Source organism: Rugosimonospora africana (genome assembly GCF_016862975.1).
Lineage (GTDB): Bacteria > Actinomycetota > Actinomycetes > Mycobacteriales > Micromonosporaceae > Rugosimonospora > Rugosimonospora africana.
Genome location: NZ_BONZ01000112.1, coordinates 15573 through 36687 on the forward strand (window position 1 = coordinate 15573; position 21115 = coordinate 36687).

A 21115-nucleotide genomic window follows, 5' to 3' on the forward strand; every position below is an offset into this window, starting at 1 on the left:
GGCGACGGGGCGTCCGGCCCGCGCCTTTGCCCGGGCGCGGGCCGGAGCGGTGAAGCGTGAGGAGGCGGAGGTGTCCGCGATCATCGAGGACGGCGCGGTACCGGGCGCGTCCCGGGAGGCCGCCCGGGCGGACACGGTACCGGCCAAGCGGCGCACGGGCTGGCGGATCCGGATCCGCCGGGACCGGTCACTGCTGATCATGACGGTGCCGGCGGTGGTGCTGCTGCTCGTGTTCACCTACGTACCCATGCTCGGCGTCATCACCTCGTTCCAGAGCTACGACATCTACCAGGGCTTCCTGCACAGCCCCTGGGTCGGGATCGCCAACTTCACCAACCTGTTCGGCGACACGCTGTTCTGGCACTCATTCGCCAACACCCTGGTCATCAGCGCGGTGCAGTTGGTGCTGTACTTCCCGATCCCGATCGTCCTGGCGGTCCTGCTCAACTCCGTGATGAACGGCAAGGTGCGCTCGTTCGTGCAGTCGGTGGTGTACCTGCCGCACTTCTTCTCCTGGGTCCTGGTCGTCACCATCTTCCAGGAGATGCTCGGCGGCGCCGGAGCGGTGAACATGGTGCTGCGCCGGCACGGCCTCGGCACCTGGAATGTCATGACCGACCCGGCGACGTTCAAGTATCTGGTCACCGCGCAGGCGGTCTGGAAGGAAGCGGGCTGGGGCATCATCGTGTTCCTGGCCGCGCTCGCCGCCATCGACCAGGCTTTGTACGAGGCGGCCGCGGCCGACGGCGCCAACCGGTGGCGGCGGCTGTGGCACATCACCCTTCCCGGCATGCGCGGGGTCATCGTGCTGATGCTCGTGCTCCGGCTGGGCAACGCGCTGACCGTCGGCTTCGAGCAGATGCTCGTCCAGCGGCAGGCGGTCGGTCGGGACGCCGCGGAAGTGCTCGACACGTTCACGTACTACTACGGCGTGGTCAACAACCACTTCAGCTACGGCGCCGCCGCCGGCCTGTTCAAGGGCGTGCTGTCGCTGGTTCTGGTACTGGCGGCGAACAAACTGGCGCACGCGTTCGGCGAGGATGGGTTGTTCCGGAAATGACGACGTTGACAGCCCGGCCGGGTCCGCCGGCCACCCGGCGCCGGCCGCGCGACGAGCGACCGGCCTGGGAGGAGAAGCCCACCGCCGCCGGGCAGGCGGCCAAGGGCGTGACGATCCTCGTCGTTCTCGCGGTCGTGCTGGTGCCGCTGTACGCAATCGTGCTCACCAGCTTCTCCACCCAGGCATCGATCAACATCGCGGGTGGCCTGGTGCTGGTGCCGCACGGGCTGACCGTCGAGGCGTACCACCAGATCTTCACCAATCAGCTCGTCCTGCACTCGCTGCTGGTCAGCACCGGGGTCACCGTCGTCGGTACGGCCGTGTCGATGGTGGTGACCGTGCTGTGCTCGTACGGGCTGTCCCGCCCCGGCTCGTACGGGCACCGGACGATCCTCATGACGCTCGTCGTCACGATGTTCTTCAGCGGCGGCATCGTGCCGACCTTCCTGCTGGTCTCCACGCTCGGCGGGTACGGCCAGTACTGGTCGCTCATCCTGCCCAGCGCGGTGTCGGTCTTCAACATCCTGGTGATGCGCGCGTTCTTCGCGAGCACGACGCCCGAGCTGATCGACGCGGCGCGCATGGACGGCGCGGGCGAGTGGCGCATCCTGTGGAGGGTCGTGCTGCCGACGTCCCGGGCCGTGACCGCCGTCATCGCGCTGTTCTACGCGGTCGGGTACTGGAACTCGTTCTTCAACGCCCTGCTGTACCTGCCGGACAACGGCAAGTGGCCGATGCAGATGGTGATCTACACGTACACGCTCCAGGCCAACTCCCTGCCGGGCAGCGGGGTCACCAACACCGGGGTGTACGCCGGGCACCAGCAGATCGCCGCCCTGTCGCTGCAGATGGCGGTGGTGAGCCTGACCCTGCTGCCGATCGTGGTGGTGTACCCGTTCGTGCAGCGGCACTTCACCAAGGGCATGCTGCTCGGGGCGATCAAGGGGTAAAGACTGAACGCAGCCGGAGCCGCCGTTTGGCGGAGGCGAGCACAGTCACAGACAGCGAAGACTGAGCGCAGCCGGAGCCGCCGTTTGGCGGAGGCGAGCACAGTCACAGACAACGCAGCCGCGGCCGACACGAGGCACCCCCGCGGGGGTGCCTTTTCTCACCCCACTTTGTAAACCCAGACTTATAAGTCTATGGTTAAGATCTGTGGGAGAGAAACAGAACGCCGCCGACGCGGTCGCTCTCGGTGCGGAACTGCGGGTGGTGCTCGGCCGCGTGGTGCGCCGGGTACGCCAGGGACACAAGCCCGGAGAACTGACCCTGTCCGAAGCCTCGGTGCTGGCCCGGCTGGACCGCGACGGTCCGGCGACCCCGGGGGTACTGGCGGAGCAGGAGCGCGTACAGCCGCAGGCGATGGGTGTCACGCTCGCCGGGCTGGAGCGCCGTGACCTGGTGAGCCGCGCGAGTGACCCGGCCGACGGCCGGCGCGTCGTGCTGTCGGTCACCGACGCGGGCCGCCAACTGCTGAGCGACCGTGCCTCGGCCAGCGTCCAGCGGATGACGCGCGCCCTGGCCGAGGGCTTCACCGCGGACGAGCGCCGGCTGCTGGCCGACGTGATCCCGCTGCTGGACCGGCTGGCGGATCAGCTGTGAGCGTTTCGGAGGGGAGCACGTCCGCGGTGAACACTCCGGACAGGTACAAGTGGGTCGCGCTGTCCAACACCACGCTCGGTGTGCTGATGGCCACGCTCGACGCCTCGATCGTGATCATCTCGCTGCCGGCCATCTTCCGGGGGATCGGGCTCGATCCGCTCGCGCCGAGCAACATCGGCTACCTGCTCTGGATGATCCTCGGGTACCTGCTGGTCTCCGCCGTACTGGTGGTGGCGCTCGGCCGGCTCGGCGACATGTTCGGCCGCGTCAAGATGTACAACCTGGGCTTCCTGATCTTCAGCTTCGGTTCCCTCGCGCTGTCGGTCGACCCGTTCACCCACGCCAGGGGCGCCCTGTGGCTGATCGCCTGGCGGATCGTGCAGGCGGTCGGCGGATCCATGCTGACCGCCAACTCGGCGGCGATCCTGACCGACGCGTTCCCCGCCCGGCAGCGCGGCATGGCCCTGGGCATCAACCAGGTCACCGCGATGGCCGGGCAGTTCCTCGGGCTGGTCGCCGGTGGCCTGCTGGCCGCGGTCGACTGGCGGGCGGTGTTCTGGATCAACGTGCCGATCGGCGTGTTCGGCACCATCTGGTCGTACCGCAGCCTGCGGGAGATCACCGCGGCGCGCCGGGCCCGCATCGACTGGATCGGCAACGTCACCTTCGTCTGCGGCACCACGAGCCTGCTGGCCGCCATCACGTACGGCATCCAGCCGTACGGCGGCCGGGCGACCGGCTGGCTCAACCCCTGGGTCCTGGCCGGCCTGATCATCGGAGTCGTTCTGCTGGCCGGGTTCTGCCTCGTGGAGACCCGGGTCGCCGAGCCGATGATCGACCTGGCGCTGTTCCGGATCCGCGCGTTCGCGGCCGGCAACATCGCGGCCCTACTGATGGCCATCGCCCGCGGCGGTCTCCAGTTCATGCTGATCATCTGGCTGCAGGGGATCTGGCTGCCGCTGCACGGGTACGCCTTCGAGGACACCCCGCTGTGGGCCGGCATCTACATGCTGCCGCTGTCGTTCGGGTTCCTGATCGCCGGTCCGGTCTCCGGGTACCTGTCCGACCGGTTCGGCGCCCGTTCGCTGGCGACCGGCGGCGCGCTGCTGGTCGCCGCGTCCTTCCTCGGGCTCATGGGCCTGCCGGTGAACTTCGCGTACCCGCTGTTCGCGATCCTGCTCGCGCTCGTCGGCGTGGGGATGGGCATGTTCTCCTCGCCGAACACCTCGTCGATCATGGGCAGCGTGCCGAACAACCGCCGGGGCGTCGCCTCCGGCATGCGCTCGACGTTCCAGAACTCCGGTCAGGCGCTGTCCATCGGCGTGTTCTTCTCGCTGATGGTCGCCGGGCTGGCCAGCTCCCTGCCGCACTCGCTGTCGACCGGGCTGGCCGCGCAGGGGGTACCGGCACCGGTCGCCGCACACGTCGCGGGCCTGCCGCCGGTCAGCGCGCTGTTCGCCGCGTTCCTCGGGTACAACCCGGTCGGTACGCTGCTGGCCAGCGCCGGGGTGCTGCACAGCCTGCCGGCGGCGAACGTCGCGGTGCTCACCGGTACCCACCTGTTCCCGAAGCTGATCGCGGCCCCGTTCCACCACGGGCTGGTCACGGTGTTCGTCGCCGCGACCGCGATGGCGCTCATCACCGCGCTGGCCTCGCTGCTGCGCGGGCGGCGATACTCCCACCCGGACAACGCGGTGGACACCGCCGAGCGCGGCGACCGGGTGGACGCCGGCGATCCCGGTCGCCGGTAACCGGCTTGACCGGGGGCGGTGGTTGATCAACCATCGGTGCCACCGCCCCCGGCGCACGGGCCGGGCGCACCGGGAGACGGAGGCTGCCGCGTGGACATCGGGATCGTGGCCTTTTCCGGCTCGGACGGGCTCACTCCGCAGGCGCTCGGGCGCGCGGTCGAGGAGCGCGGCTTCGAGTCGCTGTTCTACACCGAGCACACGCACATTCCGGCCGCCAGCACCCGCGGCGACGGCAGGCCGACGCGCGCCTACGCGGACACGTACGACCCGTTCGTCGCACTGGCCGCGGTCGCGGCGGTCACCACGACCCTGGCGCTCGGCACCGGCGTGTGCCTGGTCACCCAGCGGGACCCGATCGTCACGGCCAAGGAGGTAGCCAGCCTCGACCGGCTGTCCGGCGGCCGGTTCCTGTTCGGCGTCGGCGCCGGGTGGAACCGGCTCGAACTGGCCAACCACGGCACCGATCCGCGGACCCGGATGGCCCTGCTGGCCGACCGGGTACGGGCGATGCGCGAGATCTGGACCGCCGACGAGGCCGAGTACCACGGCACGTACGTCGACTTCGACCCGATCTGGTCCTGGCCCAAGCCGGTCGCCCGGCCGCACCCGCCCGTGCTGGTCGGCGGCAACGGTCCCGGTGCCGAGGACCGGGTACTGGCCTTCGGCGACGGCTGGCTGCCGCAGTGCGGCCCGCTCGCCAGCGTCGAGGAGTTGGCGGGGCGCATCGCCGGGCTGCGCGCACGCGCGGCGGACGCCGGACGGGGACCGGTGCCGGTCACCCTGTTCGCCGCGCTGCCCGACCTCCGGGACCAGTTCGAGGCGGCCGGGGTGGACCGCTGCCTGTTCCCGCTGAGCGACCAGGACGAGGCCAAGACGCTCGAGCAACTGGACGCCTGGGCCGCGCTCATCCGGCGCTGACTGCCCCTTCCTCAGTCGGCGTTACTCGTCTCCGCCACAGATCGGCTCCGGCTGCGCTCAGTCGGTGTTGCGTGGGACTGTGCTCGCCTCCGCCACAGATCGGCTCCGGCTGCGCTCAGTCGGCGCGCTCACTCGAAAGTGCCGCCCCGGCCGCTGCCCGCGCTGAACCGGGCCGCGCCCGGGACCGCCTCGGTCGCCAGCGCCGCCTTTCCGTGCTCGTACTCGACGGAAAGAGCCCGCTCGAGGTCGAGCCCCGCCGCGTCGTACACCGAGGCCCGGTCGTGCCGCAGGCACGTCTGCGGGAACGCGGCCAGGGTGGCGGCCAGTTCCTCGGCGGCCTGGCGCGCTGTCCCCGTCGGTACCACCCGGGTGGCCAGCCCGATCGCCAGCGCCTCCTCGGCGGGTACCGGCCGGCCGGTGAGGATGAGGTCCATCGCCCGGCCGAGCCCGACGATCCGGGGGAGCCGGACCGTACCGCCGTCGATCAGCGGTACCCCGAAGCGCCGGCAGAACACGCCGAACGTGGCGTCGCGCTCGACCACCCGCAGGTCGCACCACAGCGCCAGCTCCAGCCCGCCGGCCACCGCGTACCCGCTGACCGCGGCGATGACCGGCTTGGTCAACCTCATCCGGGTCGGCCCCATGGGCGCGTCGCCGTCCGGCTCGAACCGGTTCGGCCGGCCCTGGGCGACGGCGTGCAGGTCGGCCCCGGCACAGAAGGTGCCGCCCGCGCCCCAGAGCACCGCGACCCGGGCATCGCCGTCGGCGTCGAAGGCGCGGAACGCGTCGGCCAGCGCCCGCGCGGTGTCCCGGTCGACCGCGTTGCGGACCGCCGGGCGGTCCAGGATGACCGTGGTCACCGGGCCGGCGCGCTCGACCCGTACCGCGTCGGTGTCATAGCTCATCGCACCGCCCCTCGCCGCCCATCCACGCTCGCGGCGATACTAGCCTCGTCGGATCGCGACGATGAAGGAGCCGGATTGGGCAGGACGCACAGCTACGAGTTGACCGTGACGTGGACCGGCAACCGGGGCACGGGTACCAGCGGTTACCGCGAGTACGGCCGGGGGCACGAGGTGACCGCGCCCGGGCTGCCGATGCTGCCGGGCTCGTCGGATCCGACGTTCCGCGGCGAACGGGACCGGTGGAACCCCGAGCAGTTGCTGGTCGCCGCGCTCACGCAGTGCCACATGCTGGCATACCTGCACGCCTGCGTGAACGCGGGCGTGGTGGTCGTCGGGTACACCGATACGCCGATCGGGCAGATGGCCGAGACGCCGGACGGCGGCGGCCACTTCACCGAGGTGGTGCTGCGGCCGGAGGTGACCGTGGCGTCGCCCGACATGGCCGACCGGGCGGCCGAGGCGCACGAGACCGCGCACCGGCTGTGCTTCATCGCCAACTCGGTGAACTTCCCGGTGCGGCACCAGCCGGTGATCCTGGTCGCCGGACAGGCGCCGGCTGGGGAGGCCGCGCCGGCTGGCTGAGCGAGGCCGGGTGAGCGGGCTACGCCGGCCGGCCCACCACGGTGAGGTCGAACACCTCGACCGGCGCGCCGGGCACGGTCTGTGCCTGAAGCACCCGGACGTCGGCGCTCAGCGAGCCGTCCGGCACCCGGTAGCTGGCGTCCAGGCCGCCCCACACGCCGGTGGTCGGGTTCCACACCACCACGCCCTGCGGGTTGCCGTGCTTGTCCGACCCGGCCGCGAGCGCCACCGCGCCGCCGTCCGCCAGCCGGTACGGACGGTCCAGCTCGGTCGGGCCACCGGAGCCGTCCGCCTTCACCACCGCGAACGAGATGTTCTCCACCCCCGCCCCGGCACACCAGGTCGGGGAGCACTCCAGGCGCTCGTCGTGCCCCACCCCGCCGACCGGTACCCGCATCCGCCGGCCGGTCAGCACGTCGAACAGCTCGTCGCGGCCGGCGCCGTCACCGCTGCCGCCTCCGTCACCGCTGCCGGCACCGCCGGCGACCTGCCTGCCGGCCGGCTGTGCCCAGGCGCCGGTCACCAGGTCGTACCCCGCCGTGCCCGGCACCGGTGCCGGGGTGCCGCCGGTCGCCGGTACCCGGTAGATCCCGGTGGTCGTCGACTGGGCGTACCGGTCCCACACCACGGTGCCGTCGACCGGGCGGGGCTGGCCGACTTCCCGGGCCTGGCCCCTGGACGTCCCGGGGATCCGGGTCAGCCGGACCGGCCGCCCGCCGGTCAGGTCGGCCGCCCACACCTCGGTGTCCGGCGAGCCGCCCTCGATGACCGTGTCCGCCCAGGTCACCACGTCGCCGTCGACCAGCGGCGGGTACAGCAGGGCGTTGCGCGGCAGGCCGAGCTGGAGCTGCCCGGGGGTGTTCGGCGGCAGGGCCGCGATCGTCGTCACGGTACGGGTACCGGTGTCGAAGACCCGCACCGCGGTCGCGCCGGCCGGGCTCACCTCACCGGTGGTCACCAGGTACCGGTCGGCGGACAGGACCGCGACGACCTGATACGCCGAGCCGTCCGGCAGGGTGGCCGGCAGTGTGTGCACGGCGCCGGGCCAGAACAGCCGCGCCGGTTGGATCAGCCGCACGATCGGGATCCGGCCGGGCAGCGGCGACGGGGAGACCGGGCCGGCCGCCTTCGGGTGCGGGGACACCGCGCCCCGCGCGACGTCCCTGATCGCGACGAGCGCCCCGGCGAGGCACAGCACGCCGAGTACCGCCGAGACGATCACCCGCCGCAGGGTGCGCGAGCCGCCCGGCGCACGGCCGTCCCGGTGGCGCTCACCGTCCACGCCCACGCCGCGACCCGGTCGGGTCCGGTCGCCATCGAAGTTCACGGCTGAACTGTCGCACGGCGGCACCCGTCCCCGCGCGCCGCCCCGCGCACTCCACTGTGGACAGTCGGGGTCACCCGCTGACGGCCAGCACCCGAGTCTGGTGATCCTCCAGCCAGTGCAGGCCGGGTACGGCGGCGAAGGCGACCCGGTCGCCGAGAACCGGCCGGCGCTGCCCGGTGAAGTCGGTCAGCAGGGCTCCGTCGGCGCCGACCGCGACCAGTTCGTCGCCGAGGCGCAGCAGTGCCGGGCCGTCGGGCGACTCGCCGATCGACACCGGTCCGGTGCGCAGCGCGTCGAGCAGCATGCCCGCGGTCGCTTCCCGGGGATCGGTGACCGGGCACAGTACCCAGGTGGTCGGCGTACCCAGCCGCCAGCTGTCGGACGGGTCGTGGAAGTCCGAGCCACCGACCGGTACGGCGGCCGGGTCGAACGCGAGCAGCCAGGCCAGCGGCGCCGTCCAGGTCCGGTCCCACCAGCCGGAGTGCCACACCTCGACCAGCCGGGGCCTGGCGTGCAGCGGGTGCAGCCAGGCGACGTCGGCGGCGAGCGGGTGGTTGACGGAGACCAGCCCGCCCCGATCGTCCACAATGGACAGCCAATCGTCGGCCGGGAGCCGGAAGTCCACCCAGCCGACGTCCCCGTACGCGTTGGCGTGCCCGCGTGCCGTGGTCACCTCCTGACCGGGCAGCAGCAGGATGCCGGACTCGTCCGGCAGCCACGGGTGGTGGCTGACCGTGTTGTGGTCGGTGACCGCGAGGAAGTCCAGTCCGGACGCCACGGCCAGCCGGGCCAGTTCGGAGACGGTGAGCGCGCCGTCTGAGTGCACGCTGTGCGCGTGCAGGTCGCCGGCCAGCCACCGGTACCCGGGCGGGGCCGGCAGCGGGGGACCGGACCGGGTCGGCCGCTGTGGCCACGGCGCGAGCGGTGCGGCGGCGTCGGGTGCCGGGCCGGGCTCGGACGAGGTGGAGACGGTCAGCCGCCACGGCAGGCCCTCCGCCGGTACCCGGTGCAGCCCCAGCATCACCTGCCACTGCCCGGCGGGCAGCGGACCCGGCAGGTACCCGGGGGTCGACCAGGTTTCCGCGATCGTGAACCCCTCGCGTGCGCCGCCGGACCAACCGCGAAACGCCCCGGTGGGGTCCAGGCAGCCCAGGTCGAGGACGCCGGCCGACCGGTCGTACGCCAGCCCCACCCGCAGGGCGCGATGCCCGGCGCCGACCTCGACCGGCACGTACTGGTAGATCGACGCGGCTCGGTCCTCCGGCCGCCACACTCCGTGCTGGACGCTGCTCACCCGATCAGGGTGCCATCAACGCCTCCGGGCGAGGGCGGATCGGCGCCGGAACCGGGCCCGCCAATCGAGGGGCAACCTCCGTTACCTCACCCTTTGCGGAAGTCGTCACTCTTTGCCGAGATGCGCCGTTATTAACCCGAGATGGGAGGGCAGTGGGCTCATGGATTTGCGTAGCTATCTGCGTGCCGTACGGCAGCGGTGGTGGATCGTACTCGCGGCGGTGTTGATCGCACTCGGCATCGGTGCCGCGATCACCATTCGCACCCAGCCGCAGTACGCGAGCACGGTGACGTTCTTCGTCAACACTCCGAACGAGGGGGTGGCCGACGCCTATCAGGGCAACCTGTTCACCCAGCAACGGGTCAAGTCCTACGTGGACCTGCTGACCAGCGACCGGCTCGCGCAGAGCCTGGCGTCCTCGTCCGGGCTCGGGTTGTCGACCGACGGGGTACGGCGGCGGATCAGCGGGTCGACCGAACCCAACACCGTGCTGCTCCAGGCGACCGTCACGGACACCCAGCAGTCCCGGGCGCTCAAGCTCACCGAGGCGCTGACGAAGACGTTCCCGGCGCTGGTCCAGCAGATCGAGACACCGCCCGGTGACGGCGCGCCGACCGTCAAGATCGAACTGGTGAACGGCCCCCGGCTCAGTACCAACCCGGTGTCCCCGCGGCCGGCCCGCAACCTCACCTTCGCCGGTCTGCTCGGCCTGCTGGTCGGGCTCGCCACCGCGATCCTGCGCGAGCAGCTGGACAACACGGTACGCAGCGGCATCGTGCTCCAGCGGGTGGCCTCGGCCGCGGTCCTCGGCCAGATCCCGTACGACGGGGAGAGCCGGACGACACCGCTGATCGTCGGGACCGCCGGCCAGTCGCTGCGCGCCGAGGCGCTCCGGAAACTGCGTACCAACCTGCGGTTCGTCAACATCCAGGAGCCGAGCCAGGTCATCGCGGTCACCAGCGCCACGCAGGGCGAGGGGAAGACCACCACCTGCTGCAACCTCGCCATCACCCTCGCCGAGACCGGGTCGCGGGTCCTGCTCGTCGACGCGGACCTGCGCCGGCCCAAGGTCGCGCACTACTTCGGCCTGCCGTCCGAGGTGGGTCTCACCGACGTCCTCATCGGCGAGGTCACCGTGCAGGACGCGGTGCAGCCGTGGGGTGACAAGCAGCTCTACGTGATGGCCAGCGGCTCGGTGCCCCCGAACCCCAGCGAACTGCTCGGCTCGCCGCGGATGGCGGAGCTGCTGAAGTCCCTGCGGGAGTGGGCGGACATCGTCATCATCGACACCCCGCCGCTGCTGTCGGTCACCGACGGCGCCGTGGTCGCCGTGCAGACCGACGGTACGGTGCTGGTCACCCGCTCCGGGAAGACGACACAGACTCAGGTCACCGCCGCGATGCGGGCGCTTCAGACGGTCGCCGCCCGGGTCCTCGGCTGCGTGCTGAACATGACCAAGGCGTCGAAGTCAGACGCCTACTACTACAAGTCGTACAAGATTCTGTCCTCGGAGCCGGCGGCGGACATCAGCCCGGTCGCGGACATCGACGCGGCCGAGCCCGTGGCGGCGACCGATCCGGTCGACGCGGACGCGCCGCTGGCGCCGGAGACCGAGCCGGCCGCCACCGGACCCGCGCCGCAGCCGGGAGCGAAGCCGCACCGGCGCCCGGGCCCGCAGCTGACCCGCACGAGGCGGTGAGACGGCCGCTTGTCGGGCTCACCGCGGGGGCATGGTGAGCCCGACAAGCGGCTTCACGCGTTGTTGGTCAGACGTTCCTTCGGAGGCGAGCAGCCCGGCGACGCAGCCGGAGCCGTTCCGTGGCGGAGGCGAGCACCGGCCGCGAATCACCCACAGGACGCGATGAGCGCCACCACCGGCTCCAGGGCCGCCTCGATCTGGCCGGCACACTGGTGGAACGCCGCGACCGGCTGCCCGACGGGATCGGCCAGGTCGTCGTCGCCGGGTTCGACCGGCTGAAGCTGGCCGCGAGCCCGTACCGCCGCGGCAACCGCGGCCGCCAGCCGCCGCGCCGCGTCCTGTCCAACGTCCCTCGCGGCGTCCTGTCCACGGTCCCTCGCGGCGTCCGGTACACCGTCCCGGCCGGCATCCGGTCGCGCGTCGTCCGGACCGCTTGACGCGCTCTGGTCTCCGGCCGCCGCGGCGAGCCGGCTGAACTGGCGCAGCGTGAACGTGCGGTGCAGGGCGGCGGGTACCAGCGACAGGCACACGGCCCGCTCCCGCTGGGTCGCGGCGAGTACCAGGCCGGCCTGCGCGATCGTGTCGGCGGTCAGCGGCCGGCTGCGGAACGGGGCCGGATCGGCGCCGAGCCCGGCCGCCACCGTGGCGGCGTGCGGGTGCATCCGGTACCCGGGCATCGCGTTCGTACCCGCGCTGGACACCGGTACCGGTGCCCGATCCGCCCCCAGCCGCCGGGTCAGCATGTCCCGCGCGATGTACTCCGCCATCGGCGAGCGGCACATGTTGGCGTAACAGACGAACAGGATCCCGGACGCCATCGGGGCCACTCCCTCCGCGACCGGCTGGAAGATCCGTTCGCGTGGCGGAGTGTAGCTCCACGGTGAGGTGGGCAGGCGTACCGGCATCGTCGCCGCTACCGCCGGATCCCGGCCCAGTCGTGGTGCCGGCGCACGGTCGACAGGATGAAGTCGACCACCCGCCGGGAGGTGTCCGCGACCTGGTAGTCGGCCGGGCAGCCGACTCCCTCGGCGGCGACCTGCTCCACCGTGACGGCGACCGCCTCGATGACCCCGTCCGGGTCGAGCCCGGTCATGATGATGCCGCCGCTGTCCAGCGCCTCGGGGCGCTCGATGGACTCGCGCAGCGTCACCGCCGGGAAGCCGAGGATGGCGGCCTCCTCGCTGATCGTGCCGCTGTCGGACAGCGTGCACCGGGCGGAGGTCTGTAGGCGTACGTAGTCGAACAGTCCGAACGGCTCGTGGAACGCCACGCCGTCCAGGGTCATGCCGTCGCCGGCGAGCGCTTCGAGCCGCTTGCGGGTACGCGGGTGGGTGGACACCAGTACCGGAAGGGACCAGGTGCCGCGCACGGCGCGCAGGCAGCCGAGCAGCCGGCGCAGCCGGGCCGGGTCGTCCACGTTCTCCTCGCGGTGCGCGCTGACCAGGAAGTACCCGCCGGGCTCCAGCTCCAGTTGGCGGAGGATGGACGAGCGTTCGACGTCGGGCCAGTAGTGCTCCAGCACCTCGCGCATCGGCGAGCCGGTGTGCAGGATCCGGCGCGGGTGCAGCCCCTCGGCGAGCAGGTTGCGCCGGGCGTGCTCGGTGTAGACCAGGTTGAAGTCGGCGATGTGGTCGACCAGCCGGCGGTTCGTCTCCTCCGGCACGTTGAGGTCGAAGCAGCGGTTGCCGGCCTCCATGTGATACACGGGTACCCGCATCCGCCGCGCGATCAGCGCGGCGATGCAACTGTTCGTGTCGCCGAGGACCAGCAGCGCGTCGGGTCGCAGGTCACGGATCGCGTCTTCGATCCCGGTCAGCACGCCGCCCAGCACCCGGCCGAGCGACGAGGTGTCCACCCGGAGGAAGTGGTCGGGCTGGCGCAACCGGAGTTCGGAGAAGAACACGTCGGACAGGTTCGGGTCCCAGTTCTGGCCGGTGTGCACGAGTATGTGGTCGACGGTACGGTCGAGCCGGTCCAGGACGCGGGACAGCCGGATGATCTCCGGCCGGGTCCCGACGACCGTCATGACGCGGCTCACGACTCGGCCCGCAGCCCGACCTTGGACAGCATGTCCTCGATCTGGTCGACGCCCACCGCCAGCGACATCCGGTCCTCGTACAGCCGGCGGGCCCGGTGGCCCATCGCCACCCGTTGCCGGTCAGGGACCTCGGCCGCCTCGGCGAACCGGGCGGCCAGCGCCCGCCAGTCCTCCGGCGCGCAGGTGAATCCCGCGCCCGCTGAGGACACCAACCGGGCGGCGTCGCCGGCCGCGGAGACGATGACCGGCGAGCCGCAGGCCAGCGCCGCCTGAAGCTTGCACGGTACGGTGCCGTGCAGCGCGGCCAGATCGCGGAGGGTCAGCAACTGGTAGTCGGCGGCGGCGTAGAGCCCGGCCATCTCCTGCACCGGCCGGCGGCCGAGGAACCGCACGTTGGTGGCCCGCAGCTGTTGGGCGAGCCGGCGCACCTCCTGCTCCTGCGGCCCGTTCCCGACGATCACCAGGTCCATCCGGGAGCCCACCTCGGCGGCGGCTCGCACCGCGGTCTGTACCCGCTGGAACGGGCCCACGTTGCCGGCGAACATCACCGTGCACCGGTCGCGGTAGCCGATGGCCTCACGCGCGGCGCCGGTCACCGGTACCGGCCGGAACATGTTCTCGTCGGTCCAGTTGAGCACCACCCGGACCTTGCCGGGATCCGCGCCCCGCTCGATGACGAGGCCGGCCATGGACGGCGCGATGACCGCGATGCCGGAGGCGGCGCGGTACAGCCGGCGCATGGTCGCGGTCAGCGCCCGGTGCACGGCCGAGCCCGCCCGGCCGCCCGGCGCCATGTCGGAGGCCGTGACCGACTCCGGCCACATGTCCTGCACGTGCAGGATGGTGGGGATCCGCCGGGCCAGTTGCAGCAGTCCCGCGGCCGTGTACGCGGTCGGTGGCGGGTGGTACACGTAGATGACGTCGACGTCACGCAGGTACCGGATGCCGGCCAGCGAACTGGTGGCCGCGAAGGACAGGTAGCTGGCCACCCGGCGGGCGGCGGAGTTGTCGTGACTCGGATATGCCGGCACCCGCCGCACCGTGATCGCCCCGGTTGTCGTGCGGTCGTTCCAGCGCTGCCGGTACCCGGGGTAGACGTGCCCCTCCGGGTACGACGGGAACGCGGTGAGCACGCGTACCTCGTGCCCCCGGGAGGCCAGTTCCCCGGCCAGCTCGCCGGGGATGAAAGCCGGCTCCGGCGGGTACCACTGGGACAGGATGCCGATCCTCATGCGCCCGCCCGGCGCCGTCCCGCTGTCATTGCCCATCACGCCGCCGCCATCATCACGTCGTCCAGCCGCACCGGCTCCGGATAGGTGTCCGGGCGCCGGGGATCGAAGATTTCGTTGCTCCAGAAGCAGGTCAACAACTCGTCCCGCCCGGTGTTGGCGATGTTGTGCGCCCACATCGCCGGCATGTCCACCACCACCGGGTCGTCGCCGCTGACCGCGAACCGCACGATCTCGTCGCCACCGACCCGGCGCAGCGCGATCTCGGCGCTGCCGCGCAGAACCGCGAACCGTTCCACCTTCGCCAGGTGGTAGTGCTCGCCCCGGATGACTCCGGGCCGGGTGGTGGAGTGGAACGTCTGCCCGCCGCTGTGCGCCTTGACGACCTCGACTAGCTCGCCGCGGGCGTCGGCGTGACGCACCAGCGGTATCGGGTAGTGGGTGGGGAAGCAGTGCGAGCGGTACGTGTTGAACAGCCGCACGTCGTGCCGGTCGCGCAGCGCCGGGATGTCGCCGGTCCGGTACGTGGCGGCGGTCGCGCCCAGCCAGCCGGCCAGTTCCCGTACGCTGACCCGCTTCGCGGGCATCGTCGCGTCCCACGGGCCACCGGCCGGGGCGCCGACCAGCCGGGCCGCCGCGTCCGTGGCGTGCACCAGCTCCAGTTGCCGGTCGTCGCGCACCTCCGGCTCGCCGCCCCGCGCCAACTGACGGCAGAACGTCGCGACCACCGAGTTGTAGAACGGCCGGCCGTGCTCCCCGTACAGGTTGGGCAGCCGTACGTCGGCGAACTCCGAACCGCCGCACGCGTCGGCCAGGGTGGCGGCCGCGACCGCCTTGGCGTCCCCGTACGCGGTGCCGTTGCCGGCCTGGACCGAGTTGGCGAACACCACCGTCGCCGGCGGTACCGCACACCGGCGCAGGCCCCGGGCCAGCGCCCCGGCCAGCTCCACGTTGCCGGCGGCAACCTCCTCGTCGCTTCCCCGGTTGACGCCGGCCAGGTGCAGCACCCGGTCGACGCCGCTGATCCGGCTCGCGACCAGCAACGGGTCGGCGAGGTCGGTGCGGTCGAGGACGACCGGCTCGGGCCAGCCCAGCGCGTGCAGGAACACCCGTACGTGCCAGCCCAGGAATCCGCCGGCACCGGTGACGGCCAGGTTCATGACGCCATCACCAGCTCGGCGGCGGCCAACTCCTCGTTGACCTCGGGTAGCGTGCGGAGCAGAGCGATGATCTCCGGTACCGCCAGCCGGTGCGCGTTGGACGAGTTGAACGCCGCCGAACTGGCGCCGGCCGGATCGCCGTCGGACACGTACAGCGCGTAGTTGAGGTCGCGGGCGTCCAGCGGTACCCGGAAGAATTCCCCGAAGTCCTCGGCCTGCGCCAGTTCCTCGCGGCTGGCCAGCGTCTCGTCCAGCTTCTCGCCGTGCCGCACGCCGATCACGTCGAGCTTTGCCGGCACGTCGAACAGCTGGCACAGCGCGGTGGCCAGATCGCCGATCGTGCACGCGCTGGCCTTGCGGATGAACACGTCTCCCGGCCGGGCGTGGGTGAAGGCGTGCTCCACCAGCTCGACAGAGTCGGTCAGCGACATCAGGAACCGGGTCATCGACGGGTCGGTGACGGTCGGCGCCCGGCCGGCCCTGATCTGCTCGATGAACAGCGGGATCACCGAACCGCGGGAGAACATCACGTTGCCGTAGCGCACGCAGGAGACGGTGGTGCGGCTGCGCGGATTGTTGCGGGCGTGCGCCTGGGCCACCTTCTCCATCAGCGCCTTGCTCATGCCCATGGCGTTGACCGGGTACACCGCCTTGTCGGTGGACAGCACCACCACCGACCGCACCCCGCACGTCTCCGCCGCCTCGATCACGTTCGCGCTGCCCAGTACGTTGGTACGCACGGCCTCCAGCGGGAAGAACTCGCACGACGGGACCTGCTTGAGCGCGGCGGCGTGGAAGATGAAGTCGACCTCCCGGGTGGCGCGCAGCACCGTGTCGAAGTCGCGCACGTCGCCGACGTGGTAGCGCACCCGGTCGTCGCCGATCCGGCGGCGCATCGTGTCCTGCTTGGCCTCGTCGCGGCTGAGTACCCGCACCTCGCCCACGTCCTGGCGGAGCAGCCGACGCACCATCGTCTGGCCGAAGGAGCCCGTCCCCCCCGTGATCAATACCCGGCACCCCGCTGGCAGGAAGCTCATCCCCGTACACCCTCTGATCTGGTTCGTACTGGTACTTACTCAGCATCCCGGTCAACGAACTACAAAGGCGCTGGTTATCCGTTAAACGATCCAATATCGGGCAAGATGGTTTGAGTCAGGCTCAGGGCGATAGGCGGCTAATTTACCCGCAAACCGCCTAGAAATCGCGAAGTCTCCGGAAACGGCGATATGTGCCCGATCGACCTGGTAGAACCCAGGAGGAGCTTTACGGTGTCGTCTGGGTCGGAGGTCCTGCCGCATGGGGCTCGTACTTCTCGCTGGTGGCCGCGCCACCGGACTCGCTGTCGCATCCATCGGGCTCGCCGCCGCATCCGCCGGGCCCACCCTCGCCTCCCTGGCCGACGCGCGAGGGTGGTCTCTGCGGCAGCCTTTGCTCTGCTTACCTCCACGCAACACAAACGGCGTTCGAGTGTTGCGTCCAGGTAAGCAGAGCAAAGCGTCCGTGATGGGCTCAGCCTCCGTGATGGCTGCGGCGTCCGTGATGGGCTCAGCCTCCGTGAGCGGCTCAGCCTCCGCGATGGGCTCAGCCTCCGCGACCGGCCCGGCGGCGTCGCCATGCTGAACCACCGGGTGTACCTGTCCGCCCCGGACGTCGGACCGGTCGAGGAGGCGTACGTCGTCGAGGCCCTCCGGTCGGGCTGGGTCGCGCCGCTCGGGCCGCAGGTCGACGCGTTCGAGCGGGAGATCGCCACCCGCGCCGGCACCGCGCACGCCGTGGCGCTCAGCTCCGGTACCGCCGCGCTGCACCTGGCCCTGCAGACCCTGGGGGCCCGGCCCGGCACGGTGGTCGTGGTGCCCACGCTCACCTTCGTCGCCACGGCCAACGCCGTCATGTACACCGGCGCCGAGCCGGTCTTCGTCGACTGCGACCCGGCGACCGGCAACGTCGACGTCGGCCTGCTCGCCCAGCTCCTGCGCCACCTGCGGGTCTCCCGGAAGCGGGTCGCCGCGGTGGTCCCGGTGGACATGTTCGGCTCCTGCGTGGACTACGGCGAGCTGTTGCCGGTGTGCGCCGCCGCCTCGGTACCCGTGCTCGAAGACGCGGCCGAGGCACTGGGCGCGACGTACCGGGGGCGGCCCGCCGGGTCGTTCGGCCGGGCCGGGGTGCTGTCGTTCAACGGCAACAAGATCCTCACCACGTCCGGGGGCGGGATGCTGGTGACCGACGACGCGCTGCTCGCCGAACGGGCCCGGTACCTGTCGACCCAGGCCAGGCAGCCGCTGCCGCACTACGAGCACACCGAGGTCGGGTACAACTACCGGCTGTCCAACCTGCTGGCGGCGCTCGGCCGCGCTCAGCTGGTCCGGCTGGACGGGATGCTGACCCGGCGCCGGGCGCTGCGCGAACGGTACGCGAAGCTGTTCGCCGCGGTACCCGGCGTACGCCTGCTCGGCGACGGCGACCCCGGCGCGAACTGCTGGCTGACCACGATCGTGGTGGACCCGGACGCGGCCGGCTGGTGCGCGCAGGATCTGGCCGGGCACCTGGCCGCCCTGGACATCGAGTCCCGCCCGATCTGGAAGCCGATGCACCTGCAGCCGGTCTTCGCCGGTACGCACGCGGTGCTCACCGGCGCCGCGCAGCGCCTGTTCGAGACGGGGCTCGCGCTGCCCAGCGGGTCGTCGCTCGGCGACGCGCAGATCGGCCGGGTGTTCGGCGCCATCGGCCAGTTCCTGGACGAGCGGTGAACCCGGCGCTGCGCCCGGCGGCGCCCACGGACCCGGCGCCCCCAGACCCGGCGCCCCCAGACCCGGCGCCCACGGACCCGGCGGCGGGTCAAGACGCGGCGGCGGGTCAAGACGCGGCGGCGGGTCAAGACGCGGCGGCGGGTCAAGACGCGGCAGACCCGGCGGCGGGTCGGAACGTGGCAGACCCCGGGGCAGATCGGGCGGCGGCCGACCCGGGGGCGTTCGCCGGTCCGGCGGGGCCGCGGTTGGTGGTCAAGCGCGTCGCCGATGTCGCGGTCGCGGCGCTGGTGCTGGTACTCGCGTCGCTGGTCCTGCTCGTCGCGGCCGTGGCGGTACGGCTGCTCCTCGGCTCGCCGGTGCTGTTCACCCAGCAGCGGACCGGCCGAGGCATGCGGCACTTCCGGCTGCTGAAGTTCCGGACGATGACCGACGCTCGGGACGCGTCCGGCCGGCTGCTGCCCGATCGCGAACGCTCCTGCCGGCTGGGCCGCCTGCTGCGCCGGTACAGCGTCGACGAACTGCCCCAGTTGGTCAACGTGCTCCGGGGCGAGATGAGCCTGATCGGGCCGCGACCGCTGCTGCCCCGGTACGACCGGTGCTACACCGACGCGGAGTTGGCCCGGTTCGCGGTGCGCCCGGGCATCACCGGCCTCGCCCAGATCACCGGCCGCAACGCGGCCAGCTGGGATGAACGCCTCGGGCTGGACGCGCGGTACGTCGCGCAGTGGTCGCTGGCGCTGGACGCCAGGATCGCGCTGCGCACGGTGGGCCGGGTGTTCGCCAGCTCCGGTGTCTCGGCCGATCCGGCCGGCGACATGCTCGACCTCGACCAGGAGAGGGGGATGTCCCGCCTATGATCGGCGAGCAGGACATCCAGTCCATCGACAGCCGCGACTCCGACGCCCGGCGGGCCGCCGTCCGGCTGCTCGGCGCGTCGGTACCGACAGAGTGCCAGGGGCTGGTCGCGTACCACGCGAGCGGGTATTCCACGTTCCTCGCCGCGGCGCTGTCCCCGCCGCCCGGGCAGCGCACCGTGTGCCTGCGCGCGGCCCGGGTCGCCGGTGAGGTGATCGCCGTCGCCGACTGGCGCATCATGAGCGGTCAGCTGTTCCTGAACGGGATCTCGGTACGCCCGCCGTACCGGGGGCACGGCTACGGCACCCGGTTGCTCGACGACGGCGTCCGGATGGCTCGCGACCTGGGCATCCCGGCGCTCGGGCTGGACGTCGCGGTGGACAACGTGGGCGCCTACGCGCTCTACCAGAAGATGGGCTTCGAGGAGATGGGGTACTCGTGGTGGGAGCACGTGCCACCGGAGGAGGACTCCCCGGGACGGGTACCGGTCCGGATCCTCGACTGGCCGGCCTTCGAGGCGCAGCGCATCGCGTACGGGTTCGGGGACCTGTCGGTACGGCACGCCAGGCAGGTGAGCAAGGTGCGTACCGTGGGCGACGTGTTGCGCGTCGAGCCGGGTACCGCCGGCGTGGTCCTCGCCCAGGCGCTGTCGGACCTGCTCGTGCCGTCCCGGGTGTATTCGGTGCGGGCCGGCGCGACGGCCGGATCCACCCCGGGATGGTTCGCGCGCTTCGTCCGCATGCGGATGTCGCTCGGCACACTGCGCCGGCCGATGGACTACGACCAGCGGCGTTCGGCGCGCGCGCCGTGGCGCAGGTGAGCGCCGCGCCGGCGAGGCGGTCGCGACCGGCATGAGGTTCGAGATCTGGAACGCTCGCGACGCCCGCGAGCGTGGCCGCTGGCTTGCCGCGCACGAGGCGCTGCCCACCCGGGAGGTGTACGCGCACCCCGCCTACGTCGGCCTGTTCGCCGGCGCGGGGGAGCAGCCGCTGGCCGCGTACGCGGAGACCGGCTCCGGTCCGGTGCTGTACCCGTTCATCCTGCGCCCGATCGGGGCCCCGGAGGCCGCAGACACCACAGACGCCGCGGCCGGCTACGACATCACGAGCGCGTACGGGTACGCCGGCGCGTTCTGCCCGGGACCGCTCGACGAGCCGGACGCCAAGCAGTTCTGGGCCGCCTTCGACGACTTCTGCCGGGACCGCCGGGTCGTCTCGGAGTTCACCCGGCTGTCCCTGTTCGAGGAACAGCGGCTGCCCCATCCCGGCCGGGTCGAGCCCAGGCTGGTCAACGTCGTGTGCGACCTGCGGGTGCCAGAGGACGAGGCGTGGCGGGGCTTCGAGCACAAGGTACGCAAGAACGTGAACAAGGCCCGGCGCGGCGGCGTGACGGTCGAGGTGGACGAGGCAGGCACCCGGCTGGACGACTTCCTGCGCATCTACGCCGGCACCATGGACCGCCGGCAGGCCGCGGCGAGCTTCTACTTCCCCCGCGAGTTCTTCGAGACCATCGTGCGGGAGATGCCCGGCCGGTTCGCGTTCTTCCACGCCCTGCACGGCGGTCGGGTGGTGTCCACCGAACTCGTGCTGGCCTCGGCCGGCACCATGTACTCCTACCTCGGCGGGACCGACCGGGCCGCGTTCGACCTGCGGCCGAACGACCTGTTGAAGGTCGAGGCGTGCGCCTGGGGCCGGGCGCGGGGGATGACGCGGTTCGTGCTCGGCGGAGGGCACGCCCCGGACGACGGGATCTTCCGGTACAAGCGGGCGTTCGCGCCGGGTGGGCTGGTGCCGTACTCGGTGGGGACCCGGGTGCTGGACGAGCGCGAGTACGCGCGGCTGACGGCGGAGCACGGCGCAGAGGCGCGGCGCCGCGACCCCGGCTGGGTACCCGATCCGGGGTTCTTCCCCGGGTACCGTGCCTAGTTTGATCCCTGAATTCCCGAATC

General features: G+C 71.9%; 19 protein-coding genes. 11 read left to right on the forward strand and 8 right to left on the reverse strand.

The window, feature by feature from the left end; translation table 11 throughout:
* The first annotated feature begins 70 nt into the window (after positions 1 to 70).
* The 5 genes from Raf01_RS45500 (at position 71) to Raf01_RS45520 (ending at position 5331) form a co-directional block, all read left to right on the forward strand.
* On the forward strand, positions 71 to 1060 hold the full coding sequence (locus Raf01_RS45500) for an ABC transporter permease (RefSeq protein WP_239134496.1): 990 nt from the start codon (positions 71 to 73) through the stop codon (positions 1058 to 1060).
* A complete protein-coding gene (locus Raf01_RS45505; protein ID WP_203924395.1) occupies positions 1057 to 2010 on the forward strand; it encodes a carbohydrate ABC transporter permease in 954 nt (317 codons plus the stop codon). Before Raf01_RS45500 ends, Raf01_RS45505 begins: the two co-directional genes overlap by 4 nt.
* A gap of 205 nt (positions 2011 to 2215) precedes the next feature.
* Entirely contained in the window at positions 2216 to 2662 is a 447-nt protein-coding gene (locus tag Raf01_RS45510) for a MarR family winged helix-turn-helix transcriptional regulator (protein ID WP_203924396.1), read from the forward strand.
* Positions 2659 to 4413, forward strand: coding sequence for an MFS transporter (locus Raf01_RS45515; RefSeq protein ID WP_239134497.1), 1755 nt, complete (start codon positions 2659 to 2661; stop codon positions 4411 to 4413). The genes Raf01_RS45510 and Raf01_RS45515 overlap by 4 nt, the downstream gene beginning before the upstream one ends.
* Positions 4414 to 4503: 90 nt before the next feature.
* Positions 4504 to 5331, forward strand: a complete 828-nt coding sequence (locus Raf01_RS45520; protein WP_203924397.1) for an LLM class F420-dependent oxidoreductase — start codon at positions 4504 to 4506, stop codon at positions 5329 to 5331.
* A gap of 128 nt (positions 5332 to 5459) precedes the next feature.
* Here Raf01_RS45520 and Raf01_RS45525 read toward each other — a convergent pair whose 3' ends face one another.
* On the reverse strand, positions 5460 to 6236 hold the full coding sequence (locus tag Raf01_RS45525) for a crotonase/enoyl-CoA hydratase family protein (RefSeq protein ID WP_203924398.1): 777 nt from the start codon (positions 6234 to 6236) through the stop codon (positions 5460 to 5462).
* 75 nt (positions 6237 to 6311) lie between these two features.
* On the opposite strand from Raf01_RS45525, the gene Raf01_RS45530 reads away from it, so the two are divergent.
* Positions 6312 to 6818: an OsmC family protein gene (locus Raf01_RS45530; protein ID WP_203924399.1), complete on the forward strand. Its 507-nt coding sequence runs from the start codon at positions 6312 to 6314 to the stop codon at positions 6816 to 6818.
* A gap of 19 nt (positions 6819 to 6837) precedes the next feature.
* Here Raf01_RS45530 and Raf01_RS45535 read toward each other — a convergent pair whose 3' ends face one another.
* Entirely contained in the window at positions 6838 to 8145 is a 1308-nt protein-coding gene (locus Raf01_RS45535) for a hypothetical protein (RefSeq protein ID WP_203924400.1), read from the reverse strand.
* 70 nt (positions 8146 to 8215) lie between these two features.
* Entirely contained in the window at positions 8216 to 9439 is a 1224-nt protein-coding gene (locus Raf01_RS45540) for a CehA/McbA family metallohydrolase (RefSeq protein WP_203924401.1), read from the reverse strand.
* A gap of 160 nt (positions 9440 to 9599) precedes the next feature.
* Between Raf01_RS45540 and Raf01_RS45545 the strand changes: the two genes are divergently transcribed.
* Positions 9600 to 11138 (forward strand): tyrosine-protein kinase domain-containing protein, encoded by a 1539-nt coding sequence (locus Raf01_RS45545; protein ID WP_203924402.1) that lies wholly within the window; start codon positions 9600 to 9602, stop codon positions 11136 to 11138.
* Positions 11139 to 11284: 146 nt separating this feature from the next.
* On the opposite strand, the gene Raf01_RS45550 is transcribed toward Raf01_RS45545, so the two are convergent.
* From Raf01_RS45550 to Raf01_RS45570, 5 genes are read right to left on the reverse strand one after another with little or no spacing between them, the layout of a single operon-like run.
* Positions 11285 to 12043, reverse strand: coding sequence for an arsenate reductase/protein-tyrosine-phosphatase family protein (locus Raf01_RS45550; RefSeq protein ID WP_239134498.1), 759 nt, complete (start codon positions 12041 to 12043; stop codon positions 11285 to 11287).
* An 8-nt stretch (positions 12044 to 12051) separates the two neighbouring features.
* Positions 12052 to 13164, reverse strand: coding sequence for a non-hydrolyzing UDP-N-acetylglucosamine 2-epimerase (wecB, locus tag Raf01_RS45555; protein WP_239134499.1), 1113 nt, complete (start codon positions 13162 to 13164; stop codon positions 12052 to 12054).
* An 8-nt stretch (positions 13165 to 13172) separates the two neighbouring features.
* Positions 13173 to 14408 (reverse strand): glycosyltransferase family 4 protein, encoded by a 1236-nt coding sequence (locus Raf01_RS45560; RefSeq protein ID WP_203924404.1) that lies wholly within the window; start codon positions 14406 to 14408, stop codon positions 13173 to 13175.
* 35 nt (positions 14409 to 14443) lie between these two features.
* Positions 14444 to 15565, reverse strand: a complete 1122-nt coding sequence (locus tag Raf01_RS45565) for a polysaccharide biosynthesis C-terminal domain-containing protein (RefSeq protein WP_203924405.1) — start codon at positions 15563 to 15565, stop codon at positions 14444 to 14446.
* Positions 15562 to 16602, reverse strand: a complete 1041-nt coding sequence (locus tag Raf01_RS45570) for a polysaccharide biosynthesis protein (RefSeq protein ID WP_203924406.1) — start codon at positions 16600 to 16602, stop codon at positions 15562 to 15564. Before Raf01_RS45570 ends, Raf01_RS45565 begins: the two co-directional genes overlap by 4 nt.
* Before the next feature lie 576 nt (positions 16603 to 17178).
* Here Raf01_RS45570 and Raf01_RS45575 point away from each other — a divergent pair.
* The 4 genes from Raf01_RS45575 (at position 17179) to Raf01_RS45590 (ending at position 21092) form a co-directional block, all read left to right on the forward strand.
* On the forward strand, positions 17179 to 18312 hold the full coding sequence (locus Raf01_RS45575) for an aminotransferase class I/II-fold pyridoxal phosphate-dependent enzyme (protein ID WP_203924407.1): 1134 nt from the start codon (positions 17179 to 17181) through the stop codon (positions 18310 to 18312).
* Between the two features lie 176 nt (positions 18313 to 18488).
* Positions 18489 to 19169 carry a sugar transferase gene (locus Raf01_RS45580; protein WP_239134500.1) on the forward strand — a complete coding sequence of 227 codons (681 nt, stop codon included), beginning with the start codon at positions 18489 to 18491 and terminating at the stop codon, positions 19167 to 19169.
* Positions 19166 to 19987, forward strand: a complete 822-nt coding sequence (locus Raf01_RS45585) for a GNAT family N-acetyltransferase (protein WP_203924408.1) — start codon at positions 19166 to 19168, stop codon at positions 19985 to 19987. The genes Raf01_RS45580 and Raf01_RS45585 overlap by 4 nt, the downstream gene beginning before the upstream one ends.
* 31 nt (positions 19988 to 20018) lie before the next feature.
* The gene (locus Raf01_RS45590; RefSeq protein ID WP_203924409.1) at positions 20019 to 21092 is read left to right on the forward strand and encodes a lipid II:glycine glycyltransferase FemX; all 1074 of its coding nucleotides are present in this window, start codon (positions 20019 to 20021) and stop codon (positions 21090 to 21092) included.
* The last annotated feature ends 23 nt before the right edge of the window (positions 21093 to 21115 follow it).

What these genes read in the sequence shown, in the direction of transcription:
- Raf01_RS45505 (WP_203924395.1), top strand. Translation starts at nt 1,057, where the DNA reads ATGACGACGTTGACAGCCCGGCCGGGTCCGCCGGCCACCCGGCGCCGG.
- Raf01_RS45525 (WP_203924398.1), bottom strand. Translation starts at nt 6,236, where the DNA reads ATGAGCTATGACACCGACGCGGTACGGGTCGAGCGCGCCGGCCCGGTG.
- Raf01_RS45545 (WP_203924402.1), top strand. Translation starts at nt 9,600, where the DNA reads ATGGATTTGCGTAGCTATCTGCGTGCCGTACGGCAGCGGTGGTGGATC.
- Raf01_RS45550 (WP_239134498.1), bottom strand. Translation starts at nt 12,043, where the DNA reads ATGCCGGTACGCCTGCCCACCTCACCGTGGAGCTACACTCCGCCACGC.
- wecB (WP_239134499.1), bottom strand. Translation starts at nt 13,164, where the DNA reads ATGACGGTCGTCGGGACCCGGCCGGAGATCATCCGGCTGTCCCGCGTC.
- Raf01_RS45560 (WP_203924404.1), bottom strand. Translation starts at nt 14,408, where the DNA reads ATGAGGATCGGCATCCTGTCCCAGTGGTACCCGCCGGAGCCGGCTTTC.
- Raf01_RS45565 (WP_203924405.1), bottom strand. Translation starts at nt 15,565, where the DNA reads ATGAACCTGGCCGTCACCGGTGCCGGCGGATTCCTGGGCTGGCACGTA.
- Raf01_RS45570 (WP_203924406.1), bottom strand. Translation starts at nt 16,602, where the DNA reads ATGAGCTTCCTGCCAGCGGGGTGCCGGGTATTGATCACGGGGGGGACG.
- Raf01_RS45575 (WP_203924407.1), top strand. Translation starts at nt 17,179, where the DNA reads ATGCTGAACCACCGGGTGTACCTGTCCGCCCCGGACGTCGGACCGGTC.
- Raf01_RS45585 (WP_203924408.1), top strand. Translation starts at nt 19,166, where the DNA reads ATGATCGGCGAGCAGGACATCCAGTCCATCGACAGCCGCGACTCCGAC.
- Raf01_RS45590 (WP_203924409.1), top strand. Translation starts at nt 20,019, where the DNA reads ATGAGGTTCGAGATCTGGAACGCTCGCGACGCCCGCGAGCGTGGCCGC.